The sequence below is a fragment of the Peribacillus sp. P4_D6 genome (assembly GCF_056401795.1).
Genome location: NZ_JBFUIQ010000027.1, coordinates 19,069 through 43,918 on the forward strand (window position 1 = coordinate 19,069; position 24,850 = coordinate 43,918).

A 24,850-nucleotide genomic window follows, 5' to 3' on the forward strand; every position below is an offset into this window, starting at 1 on the left:
AATTTCAGAAAACGATTTCTTCCAGTAACATTCATGATAAAATAGAAAGAAATAATTGGATTCACGGTAAAAATCAATAGATAAAGCGTCATGAAGATAGTTGAAAGCGGGTGAATTCGTGGGTAAGATTCTCGCCATTGCCAATCAAAAGGGCGGTGTTGGAAAAACGACAACTTCTGTCAGTTTAAGTGCTTGTCTTGCATACATTGGACAGAAAGTCTTAATGGTCGATATTGACCCGCAGGGAAATGCGACAAGCGGTGCAGGTATTGACAAAGCAGATGTGGAACAATGTATTTATGATGTATTGGTTGATGATGTTGAGGCCAGTACCGTTATCATGGAAACAAAGGTGGAAAACCTATATGCTATACCTGCGACAATTCAACTTGCAGGTGCAGAAATTGAACTTGTTCCAACCATCTCAAGGGAAGTCCGATTAAAAAGGGCGTTAGAAGAGGTGCAAAGCCAGTATGATTACATTGTGATTGACTGCCCTCCATCATTGGGTTTGCTTACGCTTAATGCCTTAACGGCTGCCGATGCTGTTTTGATCCCAGTACAATGTGAATATTATGCATTGGAGGGTTTGAGTCAACTATTGAATACGGTCCGCCTCGTCCAAAAGCATTTGAACCATGATTTGAAAATCGAGGGTGTGCTATTGACGATGTTGGATGCAAGAACAAATTTAGGTCTCCAGGTCATAGAAGAAGTCAAAAAATACTTTCAGGATAAAGTCTACCAAACCATCATTCCCCGCAATGTCCGTTTGAGTGAAGCACCGAGCCATGGAGAACCGATAATTATATATGATCCAAAGTCACGAGGGGCGGAGGTCTATCTAGAATTGGCAAAGGAAGTGGTATCAAATGGCTAAAGGGCTTGGCAAAGGACTTAACGCACTTTTCAACAGTGGGGAGATCAGTAAAGATGAAATCGTGCGCGAAATCAAATTAAGGGAATTAAGGCCAAATCCTTATCAGCCCCGAAAGAGCTTTCGGCTAGAAGCTATAGAGGAATTAAAGCAATCCATCATGGAGCATGGGATATTACAGCCGATTATTGCCCGGAAAAGTATTAAGGGATATGAAATCGTGGCTGGGGAAAGGCGTTATCGTGCTGCCAAGGAAGCTGATTTAAAGACAGTTCCAGTCGTTGTGAGGGAATTGAGTGAACAGCAGATGATGGAACTGGCCATTTTGGAAAACCTGCAACGGGAAGATTTGAATCCGATCGAAGAGGCTACCGCTTATCAAACGCTTCTTGAAAAATTGGAATTCACCCAGGAGCAGCTGGCCAACCGGCTGGGGAAAAGCCGACCCCATATTGCGAACCATGTTAGATTACTATCTTTGCCAGAAGGAATTAGGAGATATATCTCCGACGGGGAAATTTCCATGGGACATGGCCGGGCATTGCTGGGTTTAAAGAAAAAAGAGATGCTCAAGCCGGTAGCGGATAAAGTCCTCAAGGAAGGGATGAATGTCAGACAGCTGGAGCAGTATATACATCAATTGAATGATACCGTTTCACGTGAAACCAAACCTAAGAAACAAGAGAAAAAAGATATCTTCATAAAGCAAAGGGAGACAAGTCTGCGTGAAAGACTAGGAACGAGCGTAACGATAAAACAAAGCAAGAAAAAAGGAAAAATAGAAATAGAATTCTTTTCAAAAGAAGATTTAGAGAGAATTTTGAACTTGATCGATCAAGAAAACCTTTCCTCTTAGATCCCCTTATGAAAAGATCATGAAGACATATGCAGAAAATTAGGTGGATGAGATGGTATTATTAGGGGCTTTGGTGAACGGTGCCTGCATTTTAATCGGCTCGATTTTAGGAAGGTTTTTACAACATATACCTGAGAAGATTAAAGAAACGGTCATGAGTGGTATCGGTTTAGCCGTGATGGTTTTAGGTTTGCAGATGGGGTTTAAAAGCGATAATTTCCTTGTTGTCATTTTAAGTATTGTCGGCGGGGCGGTCCTCGGTGAATGGATGAATCTTGAGGGCAGGCTTAATTCTTTAGGCAATTGGATTGAACGCAGGATGAAAGCGAAGGAAGGAACCTCGATATCTCAGGGGTTTGTAACAGCTACGCTCATATTTGGAATTGGGGCGATGGCCATTATCGGTGCCCTGGATAGCGGTATCCGGAATGATCATGACGTTTTGATAACAAAAGCGATAATCGATGGATTCACAGCACTTGTCCTCGCCAGCACGTTAGGCATAGGGGTACTTTTTTCAGCATTTCCTATCATTCTTTATGAGGGATTCCTGGCGGTTTTTTCAAGGCAAATCAATACGATGATCCCATCTGCATTAATGGATTCCTTCATATTGGAAATGACTGCAACTGGTGGAGTCATGATTTTGGCGATTGGTTTGAATATTATCGGTGTCACCAAAATCAGGGTGGCGAATCTGCTTCCGGGCATAATGATCACTGCCATTCTGGTTACTTTCATGTATTATGCATAAAAAAGAAGGAAGGGGCTGGCCCCTTCCTTCTTTTTTATGAAAAAACCGATCAAAGGGTTTTTTCTTGCTTGAATGACCATGTGAAAGGAGTGATGGAAGGTTTTATTGGATAATGATTTTGTGCTTCATAAATCCCCTCGGCAATGGTTTTCGCCATTTTTAGCACAAGATTAAGACGCGTGTTCTGCAAGACCATGAACTCCATGAATCCACTTACATTCACGATTCCTGTAATATGGGCATTTCCGACGGAAGGAAGGTCTTTATTGACCCCGGCACCCGGCTTAACTGGTCCCTGGCCGATCTGAACGATGCCGACGCTTTTCATTTTCCCCAAGCAAGCATCGATTCCGACTATAAAGGCATTGGCATGTAGCTTTTTAATTTCATTTAATTTTTCCTGTAAATTCATCGCATGTATAGGGTCATCCAGAGTACCATAAACATGGAATGAAGAAGAACTGTTTTCAGCCTTTTCACTGAGCAGAGTGCCGACAAGTGGTCCGAGTGAATCGCCTGTGGAACGGTCTGTGCCTATGCAGACGATGACGATTGGTTGAAGCTTTCCTGTTGGGAGGAGGTTGATTAATTCCTGGGAAATTTGTTTGGATGCATCCGTATCTTCATGCAGGATGCGACTTAATCTATTTTTATTATTATTAAATAGACTAGAATTCAGATTCATCGGCTCAACTCCTTTACTTTATTTGGTATTACAGTATACGGATAAAAAGGGGAAAATATACGGTATTTAACATGATGGGTGAGGGAATTTTTTGCAAAACATGCAAACAGGTGAAGGGGATATGAATCGACGTTATCCTCTACCAATTGCTTTCATCTATACTTTCTAGTAAATAATCATTTGAATGTTCGGGATAAAATTTCTAAATTCTATTAACTATATACCCATAATTTTTTTGTACAGAAACCATTATTTATTGATAAAATAGAGAAAATCTCGCTATTTCATGGTTACCTCCATGCATGGAGGGTAGAGGAATACGTCGAAGATATAATAGATTTGCTGTTATTTGCATTAGGCAGGAGGAAAATATGGATCGTATTTATGATAACGTTGCAAAAGAGATATTGGATGAAAAGATATGGCTGCTGATGGGCGAGGGTATTATTAAAATCTTCCTTGTTCTGCTGTTATCGCGTATTATTATTACAATAGGAAAGACTATTCTGAATAAATTTTTCAAAGCACGTTTAAGAAGTCCCATTCGGGTAACGGAACGCAGGGAAGCGACACTCATTAAATTGCTGGAAAATATCATTACCTATGTCATCAATTTCATTGCCTTGTTGATGATTCTGGAGATTCTTGGTCTTCATGTAATGCCATTACTCGCTGGTGCCGGTGTTCTCGGTTTGGCCATTGGATTTGGCGCACAAAGTTTGGTCAAGGATATAATTACCGGGTTTTTCGTTATCTTTGAAGATCAGTTCTCGGTTGGGGATTATATTAAAATCAATACTTTTGAAGGGGAAGTCATTGAAATCGGGCTTCGTACGACGAAAATTAAAAGCGGTGCAGGTGAATTGCACTTCATACCCAACGGCAGCATCATCCAGGTTACGAATTATTCCATTTTAAATAGTATGGCAATTGTTGATGTGACCATACCTAACGATGGATCGACCGAGCGTGCTGAGAAGGTGCTGATTGATCTTTTAAACAGTATGGAAGGCAAATACGAAGCCTTGATCAAAGCACCTGAATTTTTGGGAATTGAAAAAATCAGTCCTGAAGAAATCGTCTTTCGGATTAAAGCGGAAACAAAGCCGATGCATCATATTGAAATCAGTAGGATATTAAGAAAAGAAATAAGTGCTGCGCTTGATGCAAGTGGGATTAAATCTACGTACAATGGCAGCGAGTCATAGGAATTGGGGGGCTCATGATTATGGAAGAAAAGGAATTTGCACTTAAGGATATTGTGGAAATGAAGAAACCACATCCCTGTGGAGTGAATAAGTGGAGAATTATACGGCTCGGAATGGATATCCGGATAAAATGTGAAGGATGCGGTCATAGCGTGATGCTGCCTCGACGTGAATTCGCGAAGAAAATGAAAAAAGTTCTGCAAAAGCATGAGGAGTGATCATGCTTTTTTTTTGGAGTGAAAGTAGTCCGGCGTTTCTTATGATTTACTTGTCTTTTTAGGAAGCGAAATCTATAATTGGGAAAGGTTTAGGTATTGGATGGTCTTTATAGAAGATCAGTTCTTTTCCCATATGTACGAATCATCTTGAAGGAGTGAAATATAAATGGCTTTAACAGCTGGTATAGTCGGTTTGCCTAACGTAGGTAAATCCACTTTATTTAATGCAATAACTCAGGCAGGTGCGGAATCTGCCAACTACCCTTTCTGTACGATCGACCCGAATGTAGGGATTGTGGAAGTGCCAGATCACCGTCTGCAAAAATTGACTGAATTGGTAAAACCGAAAAAAACGGTTCCGACAGCATTTGAATTCACGGATATCGCCGGGATTGTAAAAGGGGCAAGTAAAGGAGAAGGTTTAGGTAATAAATTCCTTTCCCATATCCGTCAAGTGGATGCAATTTGTCAAGTCGTCCGTTGCTTTGCAGATGATAACATTACCCATGTTTCCGGAAAAGTAAATCCAATCGATGATATCGAGGTCATCAATCTTGAATTGATCCTTGCCGATTTGGAATCTGTTGTCAAACGCATCGACCGTGTCGGAAAAATGGCCAAACAAAAAGATAAAGCCGCTGTGGCAGAACATGAAATCCTTGTGGCTTTAAAAGAAGCATTGGAAGATGAAAAGCCTGCACGTTCCGTCGAGTTTACCGAAGAACAGCAAAAAATCGTGAAGGGCATGCATTTACTTACAGCTAAGCCGACGCTTTACGTGGCGAACGTGAGCGAAGATGAAGTGGCGAATGCTGACGATAATGAATATGTACAGCAAGTTCGTGAATATGCCGCTAAGGAAAATGCTGAAGTAATCGTGATTTGTGCCAAAATCGAGGAAGAAATTGCAGAGCTTGAAGGTGAAGAAAAGGAAATGTTCCTATCTGAACTTGGCATCGAGGAGTCAGGTCTAGATCAGTTGATCCGTGCTTCTTATAATCTGCTTGGATTGGCAACATACTTTACAGCTGGCGTACAGGAAGTGCGGGCTTGGACATTCCGCAAAGGAATGAAAGCCCCTCAATGTGCCGGCGTCATTCACACGGACTTCGAACGCGGTTTCATTCGTGCCGAAACGGTTTCTTATACCGATTTACTTGAAGCGGGCAGTCATGGTGCCGCAAAAGAAGCGGGTAAAGTTCGTTTGGAAGGTAAAGAATACATCGTTAACGATGGCGATGTTATCCATTTCCGTTTCAACGTATAAGAATAAAGGACCCTACCATTCCATATGTAGGGTCTTTTTTATAGACTTAAATCATTAGATTACATTTAATTGTAATAAGTCGAACCGTTCGTTGCAAAGCCTCTTTAACTATGCTATAATTTTATCTTGTGAGTAATTATAAATAATTGCTCCTTGCCCAATTGGGCCGCTTAGACCAAAAGGAGGTGACAGTGATGAGAAAATACGAAATTATGTATATCATCCGTCCAAACATTGAGGAAGAAGCTAAAAAAGCTTTAGTTGAACGTTTCAACACAATCCTTTCTGATAATGGTGCGGAAGTAGAAGCAAAAGAATGGGGTAAACGCCGTCTAGCATATGAAATCAATGATTTCCGTGATGGTTACTACATGCTTCTTAAAGTTAACGCTGAAAGTGCTGCGATTCAAGAATTCGATCGTCTAGCTAAAATCAGTGAAGACATTATTCGCCACATGGCTACTAGAGAAGAAGTTTAATTCGATAATTAATATAAATTCTAATCTTGTTTCACATGAAACAAGCTTGAAACCTAGGGGTTGATTCTGATGATGAATCGCGTAGTTTTGGTAGGACGCTTAACTAAAGATCCTGAATTACGATATACACCTAATGGAGTTCCCGTAGCTACCTTTACTTTAGCTGTCAACCGTAGTTTTACGAATCAGCAAGGTGAACGTGAAGCGGATTTCATTAACTGTGTAGTTTGGCGTAAACCGGCAGAAAATGTAGCTAACTTCTTGAAAAAGGGCAGTTTAGCTGGCGTGGATGGACGTGTCCAAACACGTAATTATGAAGGACAAGACGGCAAACGCGTATATGTGACGGAGATTCTGGCTGAGAGCGTTCAATTCCTTGAACCACGAAGCAGTTCAGCGGGTGAAAGAAATGAAGGCGGTTCTTACGGTGGAGGTCAAAGAAGTTATGGTAATAACGGAAATGACAACAATTCGTATGGACAAAATCCTAATCAGAATCAACGAAGCAATAACAACTACACTCGTGTAGATGATGATCCATTTGCAAATGACGGTAAAACAATCGACATTTCAGATGACGATCTTCCGTTTTAAACAGCCGTTTAAAATGAAAATTCAAAAAAGCAGGGAGGGAAATATATTATGGCAATGGGTGGACGTAAAGGACGCGGTAAGCGTAAAAAGGTTTGTTATTTCACATCTAACGGAATCACTAAAATTGATTACAAAGATACAGATCTTCTTAAAAAATTCGTCTCAGAACGCGGTAAAATTTTACCACGTCGTGTAACTGGCACAAGCGCTAAATATCAACGTAAATTAACGATTGCTATTAAACGCTCACGTACTATGGCATTACTACCATACGTATCTGGTGAATAATAAATTGGCACGTTGAGGAGTTATCCTTAATGTGCCTTTTTTATATGTTATCGCTCATGCCTGAAAACTGCTGAATTGCGGTTTTTTTTTATTTCAGAAGGAAGTTATCCGCGCGTTTTCCTTAGAAAAAATAATCATATCCCAAAAAAGACTGTGATGTTTGAAATATCCTGGCCGTAACGGATACAATATAAAGATGGAGATAAGACATCAATCATAACAGGGGGTGAAATAAAGATGAATAGCGGGAGACGAATTGCCGAGGGCGGAGCACTTCTGGCACTATATTGCATTTTATTGTTCATCACCATTCAAATCCCACTATTGGGTATTTTCACTACTTTCTTTTTACCCATTCCATTCATACTGGTCACAATCAAACAAAAGTTATCGTGGAGCCTTGGTTACTTATTTGTAGCCTCGTTATTGTCGATCCTCATCGGGACGATATTGTCTGTTCCGCTGACCTTGCTCATGGGGGCAACGGGAATTGCGATCGGCTATTTTTTGAAAAAGGACAAACCGATGGCACCTATGTTCATATGCGCAGTCCTTGTCTTTCTGGGGGGCATTTTATTAATGTATGCAGCTTCAGTTTTGATTACGGATGTTAATTACATAGAAGAATCGATGAACATTCTTGAGGGGTCCATTGAAAATTCAATCGGCATCATGGATACCTTTGGACAGGCACCGACGGAACAAGTCAAAAAGCGGATGTATGAATCGATCGATATGATGAACACGCTGATGCCAAGTTTGTTCGTCTTGATGTCCGTCATCATGGTTTTATTGATTTTCTTTGCAGCGCATCCCATTGTGAAGAGGTTCAGTGATAAGGCGTTAAAATGGCCTCATTTTCGAGATCTGCGACTCCCGAAAAGCCTTTTATGGTATTATTTAATTACGATGCTTCTTGCTCTTTTTGTGAATACGGACAAGAACAGTTTTGTATATATGGCCATAACGAACCTATTTTTCATACTGCAGTTCTTCATTTTATTACAAGGATATTCCCTGATATTCTATATCGCTCATGTTAAGTCATGGGTTAAGGCGATACCTGTTTTAATTGTGGTTTTTTCTTTGCTTCTGCCGATTCCGATTATAACGACGGCCGTCCGATTTTTAGGTATAATAGATTTAGGCTTTCCTTTTAGGGAGACAATCAAGAAAAAGGAATAGAAGACTTTTTTGTAAAACAGATGCTTTTAGGAGCTGAAACTATGCCATCTTATTTGAAAGAATACTCGATTAAGTCCCCATTGTATGGGGTGCTGGCCGCAGTCGTTTTACTTTTGGGCGTACTGGCTTATTATAATTGGGTTATTGCACTTGTTGGACTATTGATTCTTGCTGGTTTATTTTATTTAACATTAAGAATGGTAGAAAAAAAGCAACGGAAGACAGAAGAGTATATAACGACTTTATCCTACCGTTTAAAGAAGGTGGGCGAGGAAGCGTTATTGGAAATGCCGATTGGGATCATGCTCTTTAATGAGGATTATTACATTGAATGGACCAATCCATTCCTGGCTTCTTGTTTTAGTGAGGATTCCTTGGCAGGAAGATCGCTATACGATGTTGCGGACTCGATAGTACCGTTAATCAAGCAAGAGATCGAGACAGAGACACTTACGCTCCACGATCGGAAATTCAAGGTGGTCCATAAGCGTGATGAAAGGCTTCTTTACTTTTTTGATGTGACGGAGCAAGTGGAAATTGAGAAATTATATGAAGATGAGCGAACGGCAATTGCGATTATTCTTCTTGATAATTATGATGATTTGACACAGGGTATGGATGATCAGCGTAAAAGCAGCATTAATAGCTTGGTTACCTCACTTCTCGATAAGTGGGCAAGGGATAATGGCGTTTTCTTTAAACGGGTTTCCTCGGAACGATTCATCGCTGTCTTTAATGAGCATATCCTTCAGCAGCTTGAAAAGGGGAAATTCTCGATTTTGGATGAAATCAGGGAAACGACGGCCAAGCAAAATGTACCACTGACCTTGAGCATCGGGGTCGGCTCGGCCGTGTCATCCTTGCCGGAACTAGGTACGCTTGCCCAGTCCAGCTTGGATCTCGCTTTAGGGCGGGGCGGTGACCAGGTGGCCATAAAGCAAGCGAATGGAAAAGTTAAATTCTATGGCGGCAAAACCAATCCGATGGAAAAACGCACGAGGGTCCGTGCCCGTGTGATTTCCCATGCTTTGAAGGATATAGTCCTTGATAGCGATAAAGTCATTGTCATGGGCCATAAAAACCCGGATATGGACGCAATCGGTTCAGCGATCGGCATCTTGAAAGTTGCCCAAATGAATGAACGTGAAGGCTATATTGTCATAAACACCCAGCAGCTCGACAGCAGTGTCCTTCGTCTAATGGAGGAAATCAAAAATAAAGAAGAGCTGTATGCCCGGTTCATAACACCTGATGACGCATTTGAAATGATTACGGATGAGACCTTGCTGGTTGTGGTCGATACCCATAAACCTTCCATGGTGATTGAAGAGCGGTTATTGAATAGAATCGATAAGGTTGTGGTTATTGACCATCATCGGCGGGGTGAGGAGTTCATCAAAAATTCATTACTCGTCTATATGGAGCCATATGCATCTTCAACGGCAGAGCTTGTGACCGAATTGCTTGAATATCAGCCGAAACGCTCAAAAATTGATATGCTGGAGTCGACGGCGCTTCTTGCAGGTATCATCGTCGATACGAAAAGCTTCACCTTAAGAACAGGATCACGTACTTTCGATGCAGCCTCTTATCTAAGGGCGCATGGAGCTGATACGGTACTTGTCCAGAAATTCTTAAAAGAAGACGTGGACACCTATATCAAACGATCGAAGCTCATTGAAGAAGTCATCTTTTATAAAAAGGGAATTGCCATTGCCGCGGCAAAAACCGATCAGGTTCATAATCAGGTGCTCATTGCTCAGGCTGCGGACACCCTATTGACGATGGATGGCGTTGTCGCTTCCTTTGTAATGGCTAAGCGGTCTGATGATACGGTGGGGATAAGTGCGCGTTCTCTTGGTGATATCAATGTACAGGTGATCATGGAAATGTTGAATGGAGGCGGACATCTAACGAATGCCGCCACTCAACAGGTATGCTCCATTGATGAAGCCGAAAGTCGATTGAAAGCAGCTATTGATGAATATTTAGAAGGGGGATATAAAGAATGAAAGTGATATTTCTTAAAGACGTTAAAGGTAAAGGGAAAAAAGGGGAAGTTAAAAATGTTGCGGATGGTTATGCACATAATTTCCTGCTTAAACAAGGATTGGCCGTTGAAGCAAATAATTCAAACGTGAAAACTTTGGAAGCACAGAAAAATAAAGAAGAATCACTTGCAGCAGAAGAGCTGCAGCAGGCTGAAGAATTGAAAGTGCAGCTGGAGAAATTAACGGTTGAACTATCTGCCAAAGCCGGTGAGGGCGGGCGTTTATTCGGTTCCATCACGACTAAACAAATTGCATCTGAGCTTCAGAAAAAACACGGTATCAAGGTTGATAAACGTAAAATGGAGCTTGCTGAAGGCATCCGCACTTTAGGGCATACAAAGCTTCCGGTGAAGCTTCATCCTGAAGTCACTGCAACACTGACTGTGCATGTGAAAGAAATTAACTAATTTTAGCTGTTTCATATCTGTGAAAAATTGATAAAATAGAGATAGACGAAAAATGTGATTGGGCACGTTGTCCTTTCACTTTTTTCTTTTTTACTAGAAACATATAAAAGGTATCCTCTTAGAATGGGAGGTTTTAAGATATGATAGAACAATTTCAGGATAGGATTCCACCTCAAAATATAGAAGCTGAACAGGCTGTGCTAGGAGCCATTTTTCTTGAGCCCTCTTCATTGACCGTAACATCGGAAGTTTTGATTCCGGAGGATTTTTATAGAAGCTCTCATCAAAAGATCTTTAATGTGATGCTTAAATTGAATGACGAAGGAAAAGCTGTCGATTTGATTACGGTGACAGAGGAATTGGCTGCGACAAAAAACCTTGAAGAAGTTGGCGGGGTTTCTTATTTAAGTGAATTGGCCGGATCGGTGCCTACCGCGGCCAATATTGAATATTATGCCCGCATCGTCGAGGAGAAGTCATTGCTGCGCCGTTTGATCCGGACTGCGACGAACATCGCTCAGGAAGGCTACAGTCGCGAGGACGAGGTCGAGGAGCTGCTCGGTGAAGCAGAAAAAACGATCATGGAAGTGGCCCAGCGTAAAAATTCCGGGTCTTTTCAAAATATTAAGGATGTATTGGTTGCGACTTACGATAACATAGAAATTTTGACTACCCGTAAAGGGGATGTCACTGGAATACCGACAGGGTTTGCTGAACTGGATCGAATGACAGCGGGGTTCCAACGTAATGACCTCATCATAGTTGGTGCCCGCCCTTCGGTTGGTAAAACCGCTTTTGCATTGAACATCGCTCAAAACGTTGCGACCAAAACGGAGGAGAATGTAGCGATTTTCAGTCTTGAAATGGGTGCAGAGCAGCTCGTTATGCGTATGCTCTGTGCTGAAGGGAATATCAACGCCCAGAATTTACGGACAGGTTCCTTAACTGATGAGGATTGGCGTAAACTGACGATGGCGATGGGAAGCTTGTCGAATGCCGGCATTTATATCGATGATACGCCAGGTGTCAGGATTGGTGAAATCCGTTCAAAATGCCGTCGTTTGAAGCAGGAACATGGCCTTGGCATGATATTGATCGATTACCTGCAGTTAATTCAAGGCGATGGCCGTTCAGGCGACAACCGTCAGCAAGAGGTATCCGAGATTTCACGTTCACTCAAAGCGCTTGCTCGGGAACTTAAAGTGCCCGTCATCGCCCTTTCCCAGCTATCGCGGGGAGTGGAGCAGCGTCAGGATAAGCGCCCGATGATGTCTGATATCCGGGAATCCGGGAGTATCGAGCAAGATGCTGATATCGTCGCATTCTTATACCGTGATGATTATTATGATAAAGAATCCGAGAATAAAAATATCATTGAAATCATTATAGCGAAACAGCGTAATGGTCCGGTGGGCACGGTTTCGCTTGCATTCGTAAAAGAATATAATAAATTCGTCAATCTCGAACGCCGCTTCGATGATGATTCGATGTCTCCCGGCGCATAGGGGACTGCCTGCCATTCATGCAATGGCGGGCTTTCTCTGTTTCGGGAAAAAGAAAGGCCCTAATGATAATAGAAAAAGAAATCAGAGGGTACAATAATGTTTGACAATCCTAAAAAAACCGGAAAGAAATTTCTCATATTTACGAACAAAGAATTTTTTAAAAAGTGTATTGTTCGGATTTTGTATTGACTTCCAGTTTGGATTATTGATAAAATAGGTTTGTTTGATAAGAACCGGTTAATGATCGGTATTACGTGAACCTTTGGAGGTGCTTTATTCAGATGTCATCAGTTGTAGTAGTCGGTACACAATGGGGAGACGAAGGTAAAGGTAAAATAACAGATTTTCTATCCCAGAATGCGGAAGCCATCGCTCGTTATCAAGGTGGGAATAATGCAGGGCATACAATTAAATTTAACGGCGTTACCTATAAACTGCATTTAATTCCGTCAGGGATTTTTTATAGTGATAAGATTTGTGTCATTGGAAACGGTATGGTAGTTGATCCAAAAGCTCTTGTAGAGGAGCTTGCTTATTTACATAGCCATGGGGTGAGTACGGATAATCTTCGTATCTCGAACCGTGCACATGTCATTCTTCCTTACCATATCAAATTGGATGAAGTCGAAGAAGACCGTAAAGGCGCCAACAAAATTGGAACAACTAAAAAGGGAATCGGCCCTGCATATATGGACAAAGCTGCTCGTAACGGAATCCGCATGGCAGACCTTTTGGACCGTGAAATTTTCGAGGAAAAATTGTCTCAAAATCTTGTCGAAAAAAACCGTATGTTCGAACGCTTCTATGAAACGGAAGGTTTCAAAATCGAAGATATCTTGGAAGAATACTATGAGTACGGACAACAAGTGCAGAAATATGTTTGTGATACATCCGTTGTATTGAATGACGCACTTGATGAAGGAAAACGGGTATTATTCGAAGGGGCACAAGGTGTCATGCTTGATATCGATCAAGGAACATACCCATTCGTCACTTCTTCCAACCCGGTTGCAGGTGGAGTTACAATCGGTTCTGGTGTAGGTCCTACGAAGATCAACCATGTGGTTGGAGTATGTAAAGCCTACACAAGCCGTGTGGGCGATGGTCCTTTCCCTACAGAATTGCATGATGAAGTCGGTAACCAAATCCGGGAAATTGGCCGTGAATATGGTACAACTACAGGCAGACCGCGCCGTGTAGGCTGGTTTGATGCTGTTGTCGTTCGCCATGCTCGCCGTGTCAGCGGGATTACCGATTTATCATTGAACTCGATTGACGTATTATCAGGTCTTGATACGGTCAAAATTTGTGTGGCCTATGAATACAAAGGCGAAATCATTCATGAGGTACCAGCGACTTTGAAAGCGATTGGCGAATGTAAACCAGTCTATGAAGAGCTGCCAGGCTGGTCAGAAGACATCACAGGCTGCAAATCATTGGATGAGCTTCCAGAGAACGCTCGCCACTATGTAGAGCGCGTATCTCAATTGGTAGGCATTCCTTTGACCACTTTCTCTGTCGGTCCTGACCGTAACCAAACAAATGTCGTGAGAAGCCCTTGGCGTCTAGCGTAATTCATGAAAAAGGAGCTGGCTTTTTTTGCCGGCTCTTCTTTCATTTTTAAGATCGATGCATTATATGTCACGTTCGGGAGGTCCGGGATACCGAGTGAATGTAGATAAAAACTATAGGGAAAATAAAAAAGATAAGAAAAAAATAATTTTATTTCAAAAAACTATTGCCTAAACTATAAGAACCATGATATTATCAAAAGCGTCGTCACAATAGAACAAGCCATTAACAAGCTGCAGATGGTAAGTTAACATCCAGCAAAGAAACATTTCATTAGAACGAGCCATTAGCTCAGTTGGTAGAGCATCTGACTTTTAATCAGAGGGTCGAAGGTTCGAATCCTTCATGGCTCACCATTTTTTTCGGCCCATTGGTCAAGCGGTTAAGACACCGCCCTTTCACGGCGGTAACACGGGTTCGAATCCCGTATGGGTCACTTCTTTATATATATGCTTTACTGGTCCCGTGGTGTAGCGGTTAACATGCCTGCCTGTCACGCAGGAGATCGCGGGTTCGATTCCCGTCGGGACCGCCATTTTATTTTTATTCTAAAATAGAATATTTGGCTCAGTAGCTCAGTCGGTAGAGCAAAGGACTGAAAATCCTTGTGTCGGCGGTTCGATTCCGTCCTGAGCCATCCTTGTATAAACGCCTTTCCTTTAGGGCGTTTTTTTGTTATGCATCCAGAGGATTATGAATGAAATCTTGTTAATAGATTGTTAACGATTTGTAACATACCATTTTCGGCCAATTCGGAATATAACTCGCTTTTACCCTTGCTGGGCTTAGGCCCACTCCTTTTTCCGCAGTTTATTGAACTGTCCCCATTACCATATCTATTGGTACATGTTGTCACCATTTATACAGTTCTATTACATTATGAAGTCTGTTTCTTGTTTTTTTTCTTAATATGGTAGAGTTATGAGTGATAAAAATCATTATAGAAATCAGTCATAAGCATCTGGATATTTAAATTGGACTAATAAATCTCAAATAAATTTGATTAGTTTCTTAATTGGTGACTGAGCCGTTAAGGAGGACAATATATGTTTAGCTCAAAAGGCAAGGGGATCATCCTGTTGATGGTTTCCGTCATTTTGGTGCTTGCGGGCAATCGGGTAACTGCTGCTGGGATACCGGAAACTACAACCATACAGCATGTTTATCTTAATGATGAGTTCGTCGGCAGTGTGACGGATGAAACGGAAATCGAAAACATCGTAGCCGATAAGGTAGAGGAAGCACAGGAAGATTATCCTGACTTAACATTCGATAAGGAGACACAGCTGAAGTTCGTACCTGAAGAGGTATTCGATGAAGATGTTAAAGAGGATCAGGCTGTTAAGGGAATTCAAGATCAGTTGAATGTGAAGGCCGAGGCGTATGAAATCGACATAGATAACCAGGCGGTCGCTTATGTTGCGTCAAAGGAAGATGCAGAGGACGTTCTGGAGAAAATCACTTTATTATATGTAAATGAAGAGGAATATGCTGAATACGAATCAGGTAAAAAAGAAAGTGAAAAAGATGCCGATTCGTTAAAAGAGCCAGGAAGCAGAATTCTGGATATCGAATTTTCACTTCCCGTTACGTTTAAAGAGACAATGGTATATCCAGACGAAATCAAGAGTGTCGATAAAACCCTTTCCATGATAGAAGAAGGAAAGGAAGAAACGACGATCTATGAGGCTAAGGAAGATGAAGATCTTGAAGCCATTGCCAATAGCCATGATATGGACCTGGATCAACTGCTGGAGCTGAATCCGGGACAGGATGAGGACAAAGGTGTTAAAGAGGGCGAGCGTCTCTATGTGACCCAACGTACCCCCTATGTGAACGTAATGGTAGAAAGAGAAGTATTAAAGGAAGAGAGAATTCCTTTTGAAAAGAAAGTGAAGGAGGATGACGAACTTCCAAAGGGCGAACTCATTACTGAACAAATGGGGAATGAGGGGATTCTTGCGTTCACCTATAATGTATCTGAAACAAATGGAAAGAAAATCAGTGAATCGATCGTAAAAAAAGAAGTCACGGAAGAAGCGAAAACGGAAATCACCAGAAAAGGCACCAAGGTCATACCTTCACAGGGCAGCGGTACATATTCATGGCCTGCAGATGGGGGCTATATTTCCAGTAAGCAGGGCCAGCGCTGGGGGAAACTTCATAAAGGTATCGATATTGCAAGGCCAGCCACCAGGACCATAACGGCAGCAGATCATGGGATCATCGAAACTGCCGGGAATTCCGGAGGATATGGAAATAAGATAACGATCAATCATAATAATGGGTATAAGACAGTGTATGCCCATTTGGATTCAATAGATGTAAAAGCGGGACAAAAGATTGAAAAAGGCATGAAAATTGGCATGATGGGTTCAACAGGTCACTCGACCGGTGTCCACCTCCATTTTGAAATATATAAAAACGGGTCTCTCGTTAATCCGCTAAACTATATAAGTCAGTAATTGATGGAAGTCTTCGAAAATTATTCGAAGACTTCTTCTGCTTTATTAATAGATGAGAATAATAGGAAAAAGGTGATTTAATGCCTATAAAATGATAAAGTAGAATAGAGACAATTTGCTTTCATTCCGGTGTTCAGCCCCTTTTATTGGGTATATATATGTAACTTTGCCGAAACTAGGTTGCGAAGCTTTGTGCAAGCAGAAGGAAAAGTGAATAAGGTCCCGGATAAGGACACGGTTTTTAATAGATTCAGTTCAGTTATTAAAAAGGAGATAAGTACATGGATAAAAAGATTTTGGTAGTGGATGACGAAAAGCCAATTGCTGATATATTACAATTCAATCTAAAAAAAGAGGGCTACGAAGTTTTTTGTGCTTATGATGGCAATGAAGCTCTCAAAATGGTGGAAGAACGGCAACCTGATTTGATTTTACTTGATATCATGCTGCCTCAGCGCGATGGGATGGAAGTATGCAGGGAAGTAAGGAAAAAGTATGAAACCCCGATCATCATGCTAACGGCAAAAGACTCGGAGATAGATAAGGTGTTAGGATTGGAGCTTGGTGCAGATGACTATGTGACAAAGCCATTTAGTACCCGGGAAATAATTGCCCGCGTTAAGGCGAACCTTAGACGTCAGCAAGCTGTTCCGGTTCCCGATCAAGAAAATGAACCGAAGGAAATTACGATAGGCACGCTCACTATCCATCCGGATGCCTATGTGGTATCCAAGCGCGGTGATACGATAGAATTGACGCATCGTGAATTTGAGTTGCTTCATTACTTAGCGAAGCATATCGGTCAGGTCATGACAAGGGAGCACTTATTACAAACCGTGTGGGGCTATGATTATTTTGGTGATGTACGGACGGTCGATGTAACGGTCAGACGTCTTCGTGAGAAGATTGAAGACAATCCAAGCCATCCTGGCTGGATTGTAACTAGAAGAGGGGTCGGTTATTACCTGCGTAACCCTGAACAGGAGTAGTTTCTATGAAAAAGGTTGGTTTTTTTCGCTCAATTCATTTTAAATTTGTTCTGATTTATGTATTGCTCATTTTCGTGGCGATGCAAATAATCGGGGTATATTTTGTTGGGGAATTGGAAGAAAATCTTGTTGGGAACTTTACGAAATCAATAAAAGGTCACGTTAACCTGCTTACCTACAGTATTGGTGAAGAAATGGAAAAAGAGAGGGGAGAGGAAGATCCGACCCTCGAAGAAGCGATTGATGCGATATTGAAAGACCGGGATAATTCATCGAATGATATTTCGGAAGTACGTGTCATCGACACCCGCAGCAGACGCGTGATCGGAACTTCAGCCCCAGGTAACCAGGATATTGTAGGGAAGAAAACGACAGAGGTCCTTATCAAGAATACGCTCACTTTTGGAAAAGAAGATAGTGATGTATTTCGCGATAAAGGCAGGAGGCTCTGGGTCCTTTCGACACCCGTTGAAGCAAATGGGGAGGTCATTGGCGCCGTCTATGTAATAGCCGAGATGGAGAATGTCTTTGAGCAGATGGATGAAATCAATAGCATCTTCATGACGGGTACGGCCATCGCTTTGGTCATTACGGCCATCTTGGGGATCTTGCTCGCACGAACGATCACCAGACCCATGTCTGATATGAGAAAACAGGCCCTGGTGATGGCAAAAGGGAATTTCTCCAGAAAAGTCAGGGTATATGGCGATGATGAAATTGGCCAGCTTGCCGTCACTTTCAATAATTTGACCAAAAAACTCCAAGAGTCGCAATCAAGCACAGAAGGAGAGCGGCGTAAGCTTTCATCTGTCCTTGCCAATATGACGGATGGCGTAATTTCAACGGACAGGCGCGGTCGGGTGAACTTGATTAATGAACCGGCGGCACAATTATTGAATGTCTCGAGTGAAACCGTCATGAACCAACCGATCATTGAGGTTTTGGGTCTTGAAGAAGAATATAAATTTGAGGATTTATTGGAAGAGCGAGAGTCCATTATCCTTGATTACAGCAAAAAAAACCGGCCTTTCATTTTGAGGGGGAATTTTTCGGTCATTCAAAAGGAAACGGGATTCGTTAATGGTTTGATCACTGTTTTGCATGATATAACAGAGCAGGAAAAAATCGAGAGCGAACGCAGGGAATTCGTTGCCAATGTATCACATGAACTGCGAACTCCGCTAACGACGATGAGAAGTTACCTGGAGGCATTGGCTGAAGGTGCATGGAAGGACGAGGAAATCGCTCCATCGTTTTTAAGTGTGACTCAAAATGAAACGGAGCGAATGATCAGGCTTGTTAATGATCTGTTACAGCTTTCGAAAATGGACAGTAAAGATTACAGGCTTAAAACCGGCTGGGTGAATTTCAATAAATTCTATGACCACATCATCGATCGTTTTGAAATGTCGAAAAATGATGACATCACGTTTAAGCGTGATTTGCCGAAGGAAGCTTATTTTGTGGATATTGATGAAGATAAAATTACCCAGGTTCTCTATAATGTAATCTCCAACTCATTAAAGTACTCACCTGAAGGGGGTCAAGTGACTTTCCGCGTCAGGGCATCTGATGGCTTTATCATTGTGAGCATTACAGATCAAGGCGTGGGTATCCCGAAAAACGTCATTGATAAAATTTTCGACCGCTTCTACCGTGTGGATAAAGCAAGGGCCCGTAACTTAGGCGGGACAGGGCTTGGTTTAGCGATTGCAAAAGAGATGGTCGTGGCGCATGGCGGGAAAATATGGGCGGAAAGTGTGGATGGAAAAGGAACTACCGTGTTCTTTACACTTCCTTACGAACAGGAAGAAGAGGATGATTGGTCATGAATTTTGAACGTGCAAAAAGTATCATACTGATTATTTTGGTTGGGACAAGCATATTTTTGACATGGAGCATTTGGACGTACGAGCCTGAGTATGATCCATTTGAACAATCGTCGGAATTTATAAAGATTAAAAGCGATGTCCAGATTGTCAGTGATGTCATTAAACCAGTCAGTATCCTTTTCCATGGCAATGGGCAGCATTTCCAGACTTCCAGCCCAGTAGAAATCAATGAAATGGAAAATGAATTTTTACAATGGCGTTTTAGAGGCCTAAAAGAGATATCCGTAAACAGGCTGCAAAGGAAATTTGACGATTTTGTTCATGAAGATGGATCGATCGAAATCGAATTCTCCGATGATATCCCCATCTCTCTTTATAAAACGGTATTGAATATAAGGGATAAGGAAGTGCCTAAATTTTCGTTTGATCGAATCATCATTAAACAAAAGGATATCAGCGGTAATGAATCTGCCGTTTATTTTGTTTCCTACGATCGGAGGAAGATTTATCAAGGTTTGGTCGATTCTAAAAAGCTAAGGAATTTCATGGATTCATTTTATAGGGGTTCCTATGATAAGCATCCTGAATACGTTGCTGAAACGATAAACAGCAAAAGGACGCTGTTCGTCCCGGAAAACCCAGTGGAAATCAACAAACTTGAATATTATATTGACTATTTGGATATTGGAAACTTGAAAAATGCGTTATTTAGTTTTCCGAAGTTCGTTCGCCAGGAATCGGTTTCGGTCGGTGAGGAATATACGGATGGAACAAGACTTATGACGGTCAATAAAGAGAATTACTTAATTTCTTATATAAATCCGGCACAAAAGAGCAAGTTATTTGACAGTTCCAGTGACCTTTTGCAAAAAAGCATCGATTTCATCAATGATCATGCCGGTTGGGAAAATAACAATTACCGCTTTGCCTATATGTCGGAGAATGAACAACGAGTGGTATTCCGTTTATTCGTAAATGGTTATCCGACCTTCAATGAATCTGGAATGACAGAAATCGAGCAAATTTGGGGGAAAGAAGAAATTTATAGCTATGACCGCCCATACTTTTCACTTGACTCAGTCCTCCCGTCAGTAGGATCGCCAGAGACTTTACAAAGCGGTATAGAAGTAATTAATCAGCTGAAATCGAAAGATAATATCGATTTCAAAAGTGTGGAGGACATCTCGATTGGCTATAAACTGAATAAATCCCTCGATTCCAAACTTGTAACTCTAGTTACACTCGAGCCCACTTGGTATTATCGTATCGGCGATAAATGGTTTATTGTGCCTTTTGATGAAGATACGGGAGGCGATCAAAGTGGATTGGAATAATACAAAGTCGATTTTCATCATGGTTTTCTTCGTTTTGAATATTTTTCTTCTTTATCAATTCCTGGAAAAGATTAATGACTCCCAGTATGAAAGTTTCACGGAGTCATCAACGGAAGAACTGTTGAAAGAAGATGAGATTTCAATAGAGACCCCACTTCCGAAACAAAAGTCGGATCAATTCCTGATTGCCAAAAGCAAGACTTTCGAGAAGAAAGATATACAGTACCTGAAAAATCAAAAAGCAAAGATCATCGATGATAAGAAGCTTGTTGGTACATTTAAAACACCGGTTGGCATGAAATCGGAAATTAATGCTGCAGACCTTGATATATTCCTGAAGGAGTATATATTAAAAGGAAATGAATATCGTTTTTGGAGCTATGATGAAATAAGCCAGACCATCACCTGCTATCAAGTGGCAGATAAAAAGATGTTTTATAATAATAGTAAAGGGAAGGTCACTTTATATCTGAACAAGAAGGGTGAAGTCGTTTCCTATGAACAAATGTATTTAGAGGGGATCGAAAAATTCAATAAACCTAAAGTATTGACATCTGCTGTAAATGCTATCGGAGCATTATATCAGAATGGTGATATTGATCCCAAAAGTAACGTCACGAATGTAAAATTGGGATATTACAATTCGCTGCAGACGACATCTGTGTCACATTTACTTGTGCCAACATGGTGGGTGGTCATTGATGACGAAACGGATCTCTTCGTGAATGCTTTTGATGGAGAGGTCATTGAATTGAATACAGAAGAAAAAATACTGGAGTGAGTATAGATGACAATGCATTTTAGTGTTCTCGCAAGCGGGAGTACAGGAAATGCCTTTTTCGTGGAAACGGAGGATCAATCATTCCTCGTCGATGCCGGCTTAAGCGGTAAAGCCCTGGAAGCATTGTTTCAGGATATAGGCCGTGATATGTCCAAGCTATCCGGTATCCTTGTTACCCATGAACACAGCGACCATATTAAAGGTCTTGGCGTAGTTGCCAGAAAACATAAACTCCCGATATATGCGAATGCAAAAACATGGAATGCCATGGAGCGATCGATCGGTGAAATTGCAACCGAACAAAAATTCACATTTGAAATGGAACAGGTCAAAACGTTCGGCAGCCTTGATATAGAATCTTTCGGCGTTTCACATGATGCGGCAGAGCCGATGTTTTACGTCTTTCATCATGAAGATAAGAAACTTGTGGTCATTACCGATACAGGGTACGTAAGCGATCGGATGAAAGGAATCATCTCAAATGCCGATGCTTATGTATTCGAAAGTAACCATGATGTGTCCATGCTGAGGATGGGAAAATATCCATGGAGCATCAAGCGCCGGATTTTAAGTGATGTCGGACATGTTTGTAATGAAGACGCTGCCCTTGCAATGAGCGAAGTGGCCGGTGATAAGACCAAGCGGATTTACCTGGCCCACTTAAGCCTTGATAACAATATGAAGGATCTAGCAAGAATGTCGGTGGAACAGACGTTAAAGACAAAGGGGATCATCGTGGGTGAACAATTTTCCTTATATGATACTGACCCGAAAAGACCAACGGAACTTGTTACATTATAAATGAAAGGAATGGATGAGGGATACCTTGTTCATTCCTTTTTTATTTTTAAAAATTTCGATTCGTAAGTTACGAATCGGATTAAAAGGGGTATCGTTTGGTTAGAACTGTATAGGTAAAAGGAAAAGGGCTGATATTAGTCAATTTTATGTTGCCCCTTAAATTCAGCATGCATTTTTTTAGAAAAATTTCGGTAATTGAGTATAATTGAGGGAGGATACCAAACAATAGAATTGCTATAATACATTACTAAAATGAGAGGATGGGGCGGTCTTGGGTTATTATGATCAGAATGATGAGAACCAAAATAAACGGAAAAAAAGCCATACGAGCTATTTTCTAGCAGGCTTGGGGGGCGCCATCATCGGGGCCTTACTTATTTTATTAGCCTTTCCGGGAAGCGGACTGTTAAATAACGATGAAAAAGAAAGTACAACGGAAAAACCAACGGAGAGAAGGACCACGGAGCAGTCCCAGCAAAACCTTACTCTTGATGTAACAAGTGCCGTCACCAATGCCGTTGATAAAGCCAGCGACGCAGTGGTCGGCATCACTAACATTCAGGAAACGAACTTCTGGGGTCAAGGGGGCAACGCCGAGGACAGTTCGGCAGAAGCCGGCACTGGATCTGGAGTCGTCTACAAGAAAGATGGCGGCAAGGCCTATATCGTCACGAATAATCACGTCATTGAAGGAGCTAATGAACTTGAAGTGACATTAAGTGATGGCACTAAATTGCCAGCTGAACTACAAGGCAGTGACCCATGGACAGATTTAGCCGTCATTGTCGTTAATGGTGAAAAAGTCAAAACCATTGCTGAATTCGGAAACTCCAGCAAATTGAAACCTGGTGAGCCCGTCATTGCCATTGGCAATCCATTAGGCCTTCAATTCTCCGGGTCGATCACACAAGGGATCATCTCCGGTTTGGAGCGCACGATAGAAGTAGATATCAACGAGGACGGACAAGTGGATTGGAATGCGGAGGTCATCCAGACCGATGCGGCGATTAATCCAGGTAACAGCGGAGGGGCACTCGTTAATATGTCAGGGCAGGTCATCGGAATAAATTCGATGAAGATTGCAGAAAATGCAGTGGAAGGAATCGGTCTTTCCATTCCGATCGATTCAGTAATCCCGATTATTAATGATATAGAGGAATTTGGTGAAGTGAAACGTGCCTTCTTGGGTGTTAACCTGGCATCTGTAGAAGAAATTTCCCAATACCATCAACAAAATACATTAAAGCTGCCAAGGAAAGTTACTTCAGGCGTTGCAATAACAGGCGTTCAAAGCAACTCTCCAGCATCCAAAGCAGGATTGAAGGAATTTGACGTCGTAGTTGGAATGGATAATGAAAAAATCCATGATGTCGTGGAATTAAGAAAATACCTTTACAATGAAAAACAAGTCGGTGATAAAGTTAAAATCATTTATTACCGTGACGGAAAGAAAGAAACAACGGAAGTCACGCTTTCAAGCAGCGAAATTTAAAGAACAAAAGGACAGGGGGCAGAAAATGCCTCCTGTCCTTTCTATTTCCTTGCGCTTTTCTTATTTTTTGTTACGATTACCTGTGGATATATACCGAAATTAAAAATCTCAAGTGACTTGTGGATAATTGGGAATGGAAGTACTGGGAATAATGAATGGGAAAGGAGTTATGAAAGATGAAATTATATTGCTGTCAGGAACACGTGGACATGGCGCTGGATGAAGTGGTATACGAATGTGAAACCTATCCTGTTTTAACGCTTGTTCCCGAAGAAAATCAGTTATCAACAACCTGTGAATATTGTCGAAACGTGGCAATATATCTAGTAGGGAACTAATATTCCCATACAAGATGTGGATAGATTTTGTGGATATGTGGATAACTTTTGTGGATAACATGTTTGTAACCTGTTCTTAACCTGTTCTTAACATTTTCCGAAGATTAAAGCGGCGGGTGGAATCGTTTAGATCCAAGCATTAGGTAGTATGAATAATCAAGATAATTGTTCGGATTGGAACTAAGTCCAGCCGAATATCTTCAATAATGAAAGTTACCGTTGCCGCTTTCAGGGGCAGCGGTTTTTATTATAAAAGCATTAAAAATTGGAAAGGATATGCTTGTTTTGCTTATAGGTCACTGTAAGGTATGATAATAGGTAGGCAAATCCAACAATTGATAGTAAAAACATAATGAAAGCTAGAGGATATATATGAAAATAACGATTATTACTGTTGGCAAGCTAAAGGAAAAATACTTAAAGCAAGGAATTGCTGAATATACAAAAAGGTTAAGCGCCTATGCTAATATAGAACTTGTGGAAGTACCGGATGAAAAGGCTCCGGAGAACCTGAGTACAGCGGACATGGACATTGTAAAGCAAAAGGAGGGTGAACGAATCCTGGCCAAAGTCAGCCCGGACACCTACGTAATAACGCTTGAGATCAATGGAAAACAGCTTACCTCAGAACAGCTGGCCACTCATATGGATCAGCTCGCCACGTATGGAAAGAGTAAAATTGCCTTTATTATTGGCGGGTCGCTTGGACTTGGCACCGAGGTGTTATCAAGAAGCGATTATGCCCTTTCCTTCTCGAAAATGACCTTTCCGCATCAATTAATGAAATTGGTTCTTGTGGAGCAAATATATCGGGCTTTTCGGATAAATAGAAATGAACCATATCATAAATGATAGAGACTGATCCCGGGGGA

24 protein-coding genes and 4 tRNA genes are annotated in these 24,850 nt (G+C 41.4%); 27 read left to right on the forward strand and 1 reads right to left on the reverse strand.

The window, feature by feature from the left end; translation table 11 throughout:
- Positions 1-118: 118 nt before the first annotated feature.
- The 3 genes from AC1DVB_RS11175 to AC1DVB_RS11185 are packed head-to-tail and all read left to right on the forward strand — an operon-like array spanning position 119 to position 2,487.
- The gene (locus tag AC1DVB_RS11175) at positions 119-880 is read left to right on the forward strand and encodes a ParA family protein (protein WP_034316249.1); all 762 of its coding nucleotides are present in this window, start codon (positions 119-121) and stop codon (positions 878-880) included.
- Positions 873-1,733 (forward strand): ParB/RepB/Spo0J family partition protein, encoded by an 861-nt coding sequence (locus AC1DVB_RS11180; RefSeq protein WP_477589258.1) that lies wholly within the window; start codon positions 873-875, stop codon positions 1,731-1,733. Before AC1DVB_RS11175 ends, AC1DVB_RS11180 begins: the two co-directional genes overlap by 8 nt.
- Positions 1,734-1,785: 52 nt before the next feature.
- Positions 1,786-2,487 (forward strand): DUF554 domain-containing protein, encoded by a 702-nt coding sequence (locus tag AC1DVB_RS11185; RefSeq protein ID WP_057278279.1) that lies wholly within the window; start codon positions 1,786-1,788, stop codon positions 2,485-2,487.
- A gap of 49 nt (positions 2,488-2,536) precedes the next feature.
- On the opposite strand, the gene yyaC is transcribed toward AC1DVB_RS11185, so the two are convergent.
- On the reverse strand, positions 2,537-3,172 hold the full coding sequence (gene yyaC, locus AC1DVB_RS11190) for a spore protease YyaC (protein ID WP_053536995.1): 636 nt from the start codon (positions 3,170-3,172) through the stop codon (positions 2,537-2,539).
- A gap of 371 nt (positions 3,173-3,543) precedes the next feature.
- Here yyaC and AC1DVB_RS11195 point away from each other — a divergent pair, with 371 nt between their 5' ends.
- From AC1DVB_RS11195 to rlmH, 24 genes are all read left to right on the forward strand, one after another.
- Positions 3,544-4,380, forward strand: coding sequence for a mechanosensitive ion channel family protein (locus tag AC1DVB_RS11195; RefSeq protein WP_034316160.1), 837 nt, complete (start codon positions 3,544-3,546; stop codon positions 4,378-4,380).
- A 20-nt stretch (positions 4,381-4,400) separates the two neighbouring features.
- Positions 4,401-4,598, forward strand: a complete 198-nt coding sequence (locus tag AC1DVB_RS11200; protein ID WP_034316158.1) for a DUF951 domain-containing protein — start codon at positions 4,401-4,403, stop codon at positions 4,596-4,598.
- Between the two features lie 166 nt (positions 4,599-4,764).
- Complete coding sequence (ychF, locus tag AC1DVB_RS11205) at positions 4,765-5,865, forward strand: redox-regulated ATPase YchF (RefSeq protein ID WP_034316156.1); 1,101 nt, start codon at positions 4,765-4,767, stop codon at positions 5,863-5,865.
- Between the two features lie 194 nt (positions 5,866-6,059).
- Positions 6,060-6,344: a 30S ribosomal protein S6 gene (rpsF, locus tag AC1DVB_RS11210; protein ID WP_034316153.1), complete on the forward strand. Its 285-nt coding sequence runs from the start codon at positions 6,060-6,062 to the stop codon at positions 6,342-6,344.
- Between the two features lie 69 nt (positions 6,345-6,413).
- Positions 6,414-6,938, forward strand: coding sequence for a single-stranded DNA-binding protein (gene ssb, locus AC1DVB_RS11215; RefSeq protein WP_057278276.1), 525 nt, complete (start codon positions 6,414-6,416; stop codon positions 6,936-6,938).
- A 48-nt stretch (positions 6,939-6,986) separates the two neighbouring features.
- Positions 6,987-7,226 carry a 30S ribosomal protein S18 gene (rpsR, locus tag AC1DVB_RS11220; RefSeq protein ID WP_053348323.1) on the forward strand — a complete coding sequence of 80 codons (240 nt, stop codon included), beginning with the start codon at positions 6,987-6,989 and terminating at the stop codon, positions 7,224-7,226.
- 237 nt (positions 7,227-7,463) lie between these two features.
- Positions 7,464-8,411 (forward strand): YybS family protein, encoded by a 948-nt coding sequence (locus AC1DVB_RS11225; RefSeq protein WP_477589261.1) that lies wholly within the window; start codon positions 7,464-7,466, stop codon positions 8,409-8,411.
- Positions 8,412-8,452: 41 nt separating this feature from the next.
- A complete protein-coding gene (locus AC1DVB_RS11230) occupies positions 8,453-10,423 on the forward strand; it encodes a DHH family phosphoesterase (protein ID WP_053536992.1) in 1,971 nt (656 codons plus the stop codon).
- Positions 10,420-10,869, forward strand: coding sequence for a 50S ribosomal protein L9 (gene rplI, locus AC1DVB_RS11235; protein ID WP_034316140.1), 450 nt, complete (start codon positions 10,420-10,422; stop codon positions 10,867-10,869). The genes AC1DVB_RS11230 and rplI overlap by 4 nt, the downstream gene beginning before the upstream one ends.
- Positions 10,870-11,009: 140 nt before the next feature.
- The gene (gene dnaB, locus AC1DVB_RS11240; RefSeq protein ID WP_034316139.1) at positions 11,010-12,374 is read left to right on the forward strand and encodes a replicative DNA helicase; all 1,365 of its coding nucleotides are present in this window, start codon (positions 11,010-11,012) and stop codon (positions 12,372-12,374) included.
- Between the two features lie 281 nt (positions 12,375-12,655).
- Positions 12,656-13,948, forward strand: coding sequence for an adenylosuccinate synthase (locus tag AC1DVB_RS11245; protein WP_034316136.1), 1,293 nt, complete (start codon positions 12,656-12,658; stop codon positions 13,946-13,948).
- A 278-nt stretch (positions 13,949-14,226) separates the two neighbouring features.
- Positions 14,227-14,302: transfer RNA gene (locus tag AC1DVB_RS11250), tRNA-Lys, on the forward strand.
- Positions 14,303-14,310: 8 nt separating this feature from the next.
- Positions 14,311-14,382: transfer RNA gene (locus AC1DVB_RS11255), tRNA-Glu, on the forward strand.
- 23 nt (positions 14,383-14,405) lie between these two features.
- Positions 14,406-14,481, forward strand: a tRNA-Asp gene (locus AC1DVB_RS11260).
- 29 nt (positions 14,482-14,510) lie between these two features.
- Positions 14,511-14,583, forward strand: a tRNA-Phe gene (locus tag AC1DVB_RS11265).
- Between the two features lie 409 nt (positions 14,584-14,992).
- On the forward strand, positions 14,993-16,411 hold the full coding sequence (locus AC1DVB_RS11270) for a peptidoglycan DD-metalloendopeptidase family protein (protein WP_477589264.1): 1,419 nt from the start codon (positions 14,993-14,995) through the stop codon (positions 16,409-16,411).
- Between the two features lie 281 nt (positions 16,412-16,692).
- The gene (gene yycF / locus AC1DVB_RS11275; RefSeq protein ID WP_034316131.1) at positions 16,693-17,400 is read left to right on the forward strand and encodes a response regulator YycF; all 708 of its coding nucleotides are present in this window, start codon (positions 16,693-16,695) and stop codon (positions 17,398-17,400) included.
- Between the two features lie 5 nt (positions 17,401-17,405).
- Positions 17,406-19,232, forward strand: a complete 1,827-nt coding sequence (gene walK / locus AC1DVB_RS11280; RefSeq protein WP_249594637.1) for a cell wall metabolism sensor histidine kinase WalK — start codon at positions 17,406-17,408, stop codon at positions 19,230-19,232.
- A complete protein-coding gene (locus tag AC1DVB_RS11285) occupies positions 19,229-20,566 on the forward strand; it encodes a YycH family regulatory protein (RefSeq protein WP_454861991.1) in 1,338 nt (445 codons plus the stop codon). The genes walK and AC1DVB_RS11285 overlap by 4 nt, the downstream gene beginning before the upstream one ends.
- Positions 20,553-21,347, forward strand: a complete 795-nt coding sequence (locus tag AC1DVB_RS11290; protein WP_454861990.1) for a two-component system regulatory protein YycI — start codon at positions 20,553-20,555, stop codon at positions 21,345-21,347. The genes AC1DVB_RS11285 and AC1DVB_RS11290 overlap by 14 nt, the downstream gene beginning before the upstream one ends.
- Before the next feature lie 6 nt (positions 21,348-21,353).
- Positions 21,354-22,148, forward strand: a complete 795-nt coding sequence (locus tag AC1DVB_RS11295; protein WP_034316123.1) for an MBL fold metallo-hydrolase — start codon at positions 21,354-21,356, stop codon at positions 22,146-22,148.
- 271 nt (positions 22,149-22,419) lie between these two features.
- The gene (locus AC1DVB_RS11300; protein ID WP_187050312.1) at positions 22,420-23,640 is read left to right on the forward strand and encodes a S1C family serine protease; all 1,221 of its coding nucleotides are present in this window, start codon (positions 22,420-22,422) and stop codon (positions 23,638-23,640) included.
- Positions 23,641-23,816: 176 nt separating this feature from the next.
- Positions 23,817-23,978: a CxxH/CxxC protein gene (locus tag AC1DVB_RS11305; RefSeq protein WP_065310847.1), complete on the forward strand. Its 162-nt coding sequence runs from the start codon at positions 23,817-23,819 to the stop codon at positions 23,976-23,978.
- A 372-nt stretch (positions 23,979-24,350) separates the two neighbouring features.
- Complete coding sequence (rlmH, locus tag AC1DVB_RS11310) at positions 24,351-24,830, forward strand: 23S rRNA (pseudouridine(1915)-N(3))-methyltransferase RlmH (RefSeq protein WP_034316119.1); 480 nt, start codon at positions 24,351-24,353, stop codon at positions 24,828-24,830.
- Positions 24,831-24,850: the final 20 nt, after the last annotated feature.

Coding starts and splice junctions, on each gene's coding strand:
- AC1DVB_RS11180 (WP_477589258.1), top strand. CDS start 873: ATGGCTAAAGGGCTTGGCAAAGGACTTAACGCACTTTTCAACAGTGGG.
- AC1DVB_RS11185 (WP_057278279.1), top strand. CDS start 1,786: ATGGTATTATTAGGGGCTTTGGTGAACGGTGCCTGCATTTTAATCGGC.
- yyaC (WP_053536995.1), bottom strand. CDS start 3,172: ATGAATCTGAATTCTAGTCTATTTAATAATAATAAAAATAGATTAAGT.
- AC1DVB_RS11195 (WP_034316160.1), top strand. CDS start 3,544: ATGGATCGTATTTATGATAACGTTGCAAAAGAGATATTGGATGAAAAG.
- AC1DVB_RS11200 (WP_034316158.1), top strand. CDS start 4,401: ATGGAAGAAAAGGAATTTGCACTTAAGGATATTGTGGAAATGAAGAAA.
- ychF (WP_034316156.1), top strand. CDS start 4,765: ATGGCTTTAACAGCTGGTATAGTCGGTTTGCCTAACGTAGGTAAATCC.
- rpsF (WP_034316153.1), top strand. CDS start 6,060: ATGAGAAAATACGAAATTATGTATATCATCCGTCCAAACATTGAGGAA.
- ssb (WP_057278276.1), top strand. CDS start 6,414: ATGATGAATCGCGTAGTTTTGGTAGGACGCTTAACTAAAGATCCTGAA.
- rpsR (WP_053348323.1), top strand. CDS start 6,987: ATGGCAATGGGTGGACGTAAAGGACGCGGTAAGCGTAAAAAGGTTTGT.
- AC1DVB_RS11225 (WP_477589261.1), top strand. CDS start 7,464: ATGAATAGCGGGAGACGAATTGCCGAGGGCGGAGCACTTCTGGCACTA.
- AC1DVB_RS11230 (WP_053536992.1), top strand. CDS start 8,453: ATGCCATCTTATTTGAAAGAATACTCGATTAAGTCCCCATTGTATGGG.
- rplI (WP_034316140.1), top strand. CDS start 10,420: ATGAAAGTGATATTTCTTAAAGACGTTAAAGGTAAAGGGAAAAAAGGG.
- dnaB (WP_034316139.1), top strand. CDS start 11,010: ATGATAGAACAATTTCAGGATAGGATTCCACCTCAAAATATAGAAGCT.
- AC1DVB_RS11245 (WP_034316136.1), top strand. CDS start 12,656: ATGTCATCAGTTGTAGTAGTCGGTACACAATGGGGAGACGAAGGTAAA.
- AC1DVB_RS11270 (WP_477589264.1), top strand. CDS start 14,993: ATGTTTAGCTCAAAAGGCAAGGGGATCATCCTGTTGATGGTTTCCGTC.
- yycF (WP_034316131.1), top strand. CDS start 16,693: ATGGATAAAAAGATTTTGGTAGTGGATGACGAAAAGCCAATTGCTGAT.
- walK (WP_249594637.1), top strand. CDS start 17,406: ATGAAAAAGGTTGGTTTTTTTCGCTCAATTCATTTTAAATTTGTTCTG.
- AC1DVB_RS11285 (WP_454861991.1), top strand. CDS start 19,229: ATGAATTTTGAACGTGCAAAAAGTATCATACTGATTATTTTGGTTGGG.
- AC1DVB_RS11295 (WP_034316123.1), top strand. CDS start 21,354: ATGACAATGCATTTTAGTGTTCTCGCAAGCGGGAGTACAGGAAATGCC.
- AC1DVB_RS11305 (WP_065310847.1), top strand. CDS start 23,817: ATGAAATTATATTGCTGTCAGGAACACGTGGACATGGCGCTGGATGAA.
- rlmH (WP_034316119.1), top strand. CDS start 24,351: ATGAAAATAACGATTATTACTGTTGGCAAGCTAAAGGAAAAATACTTA.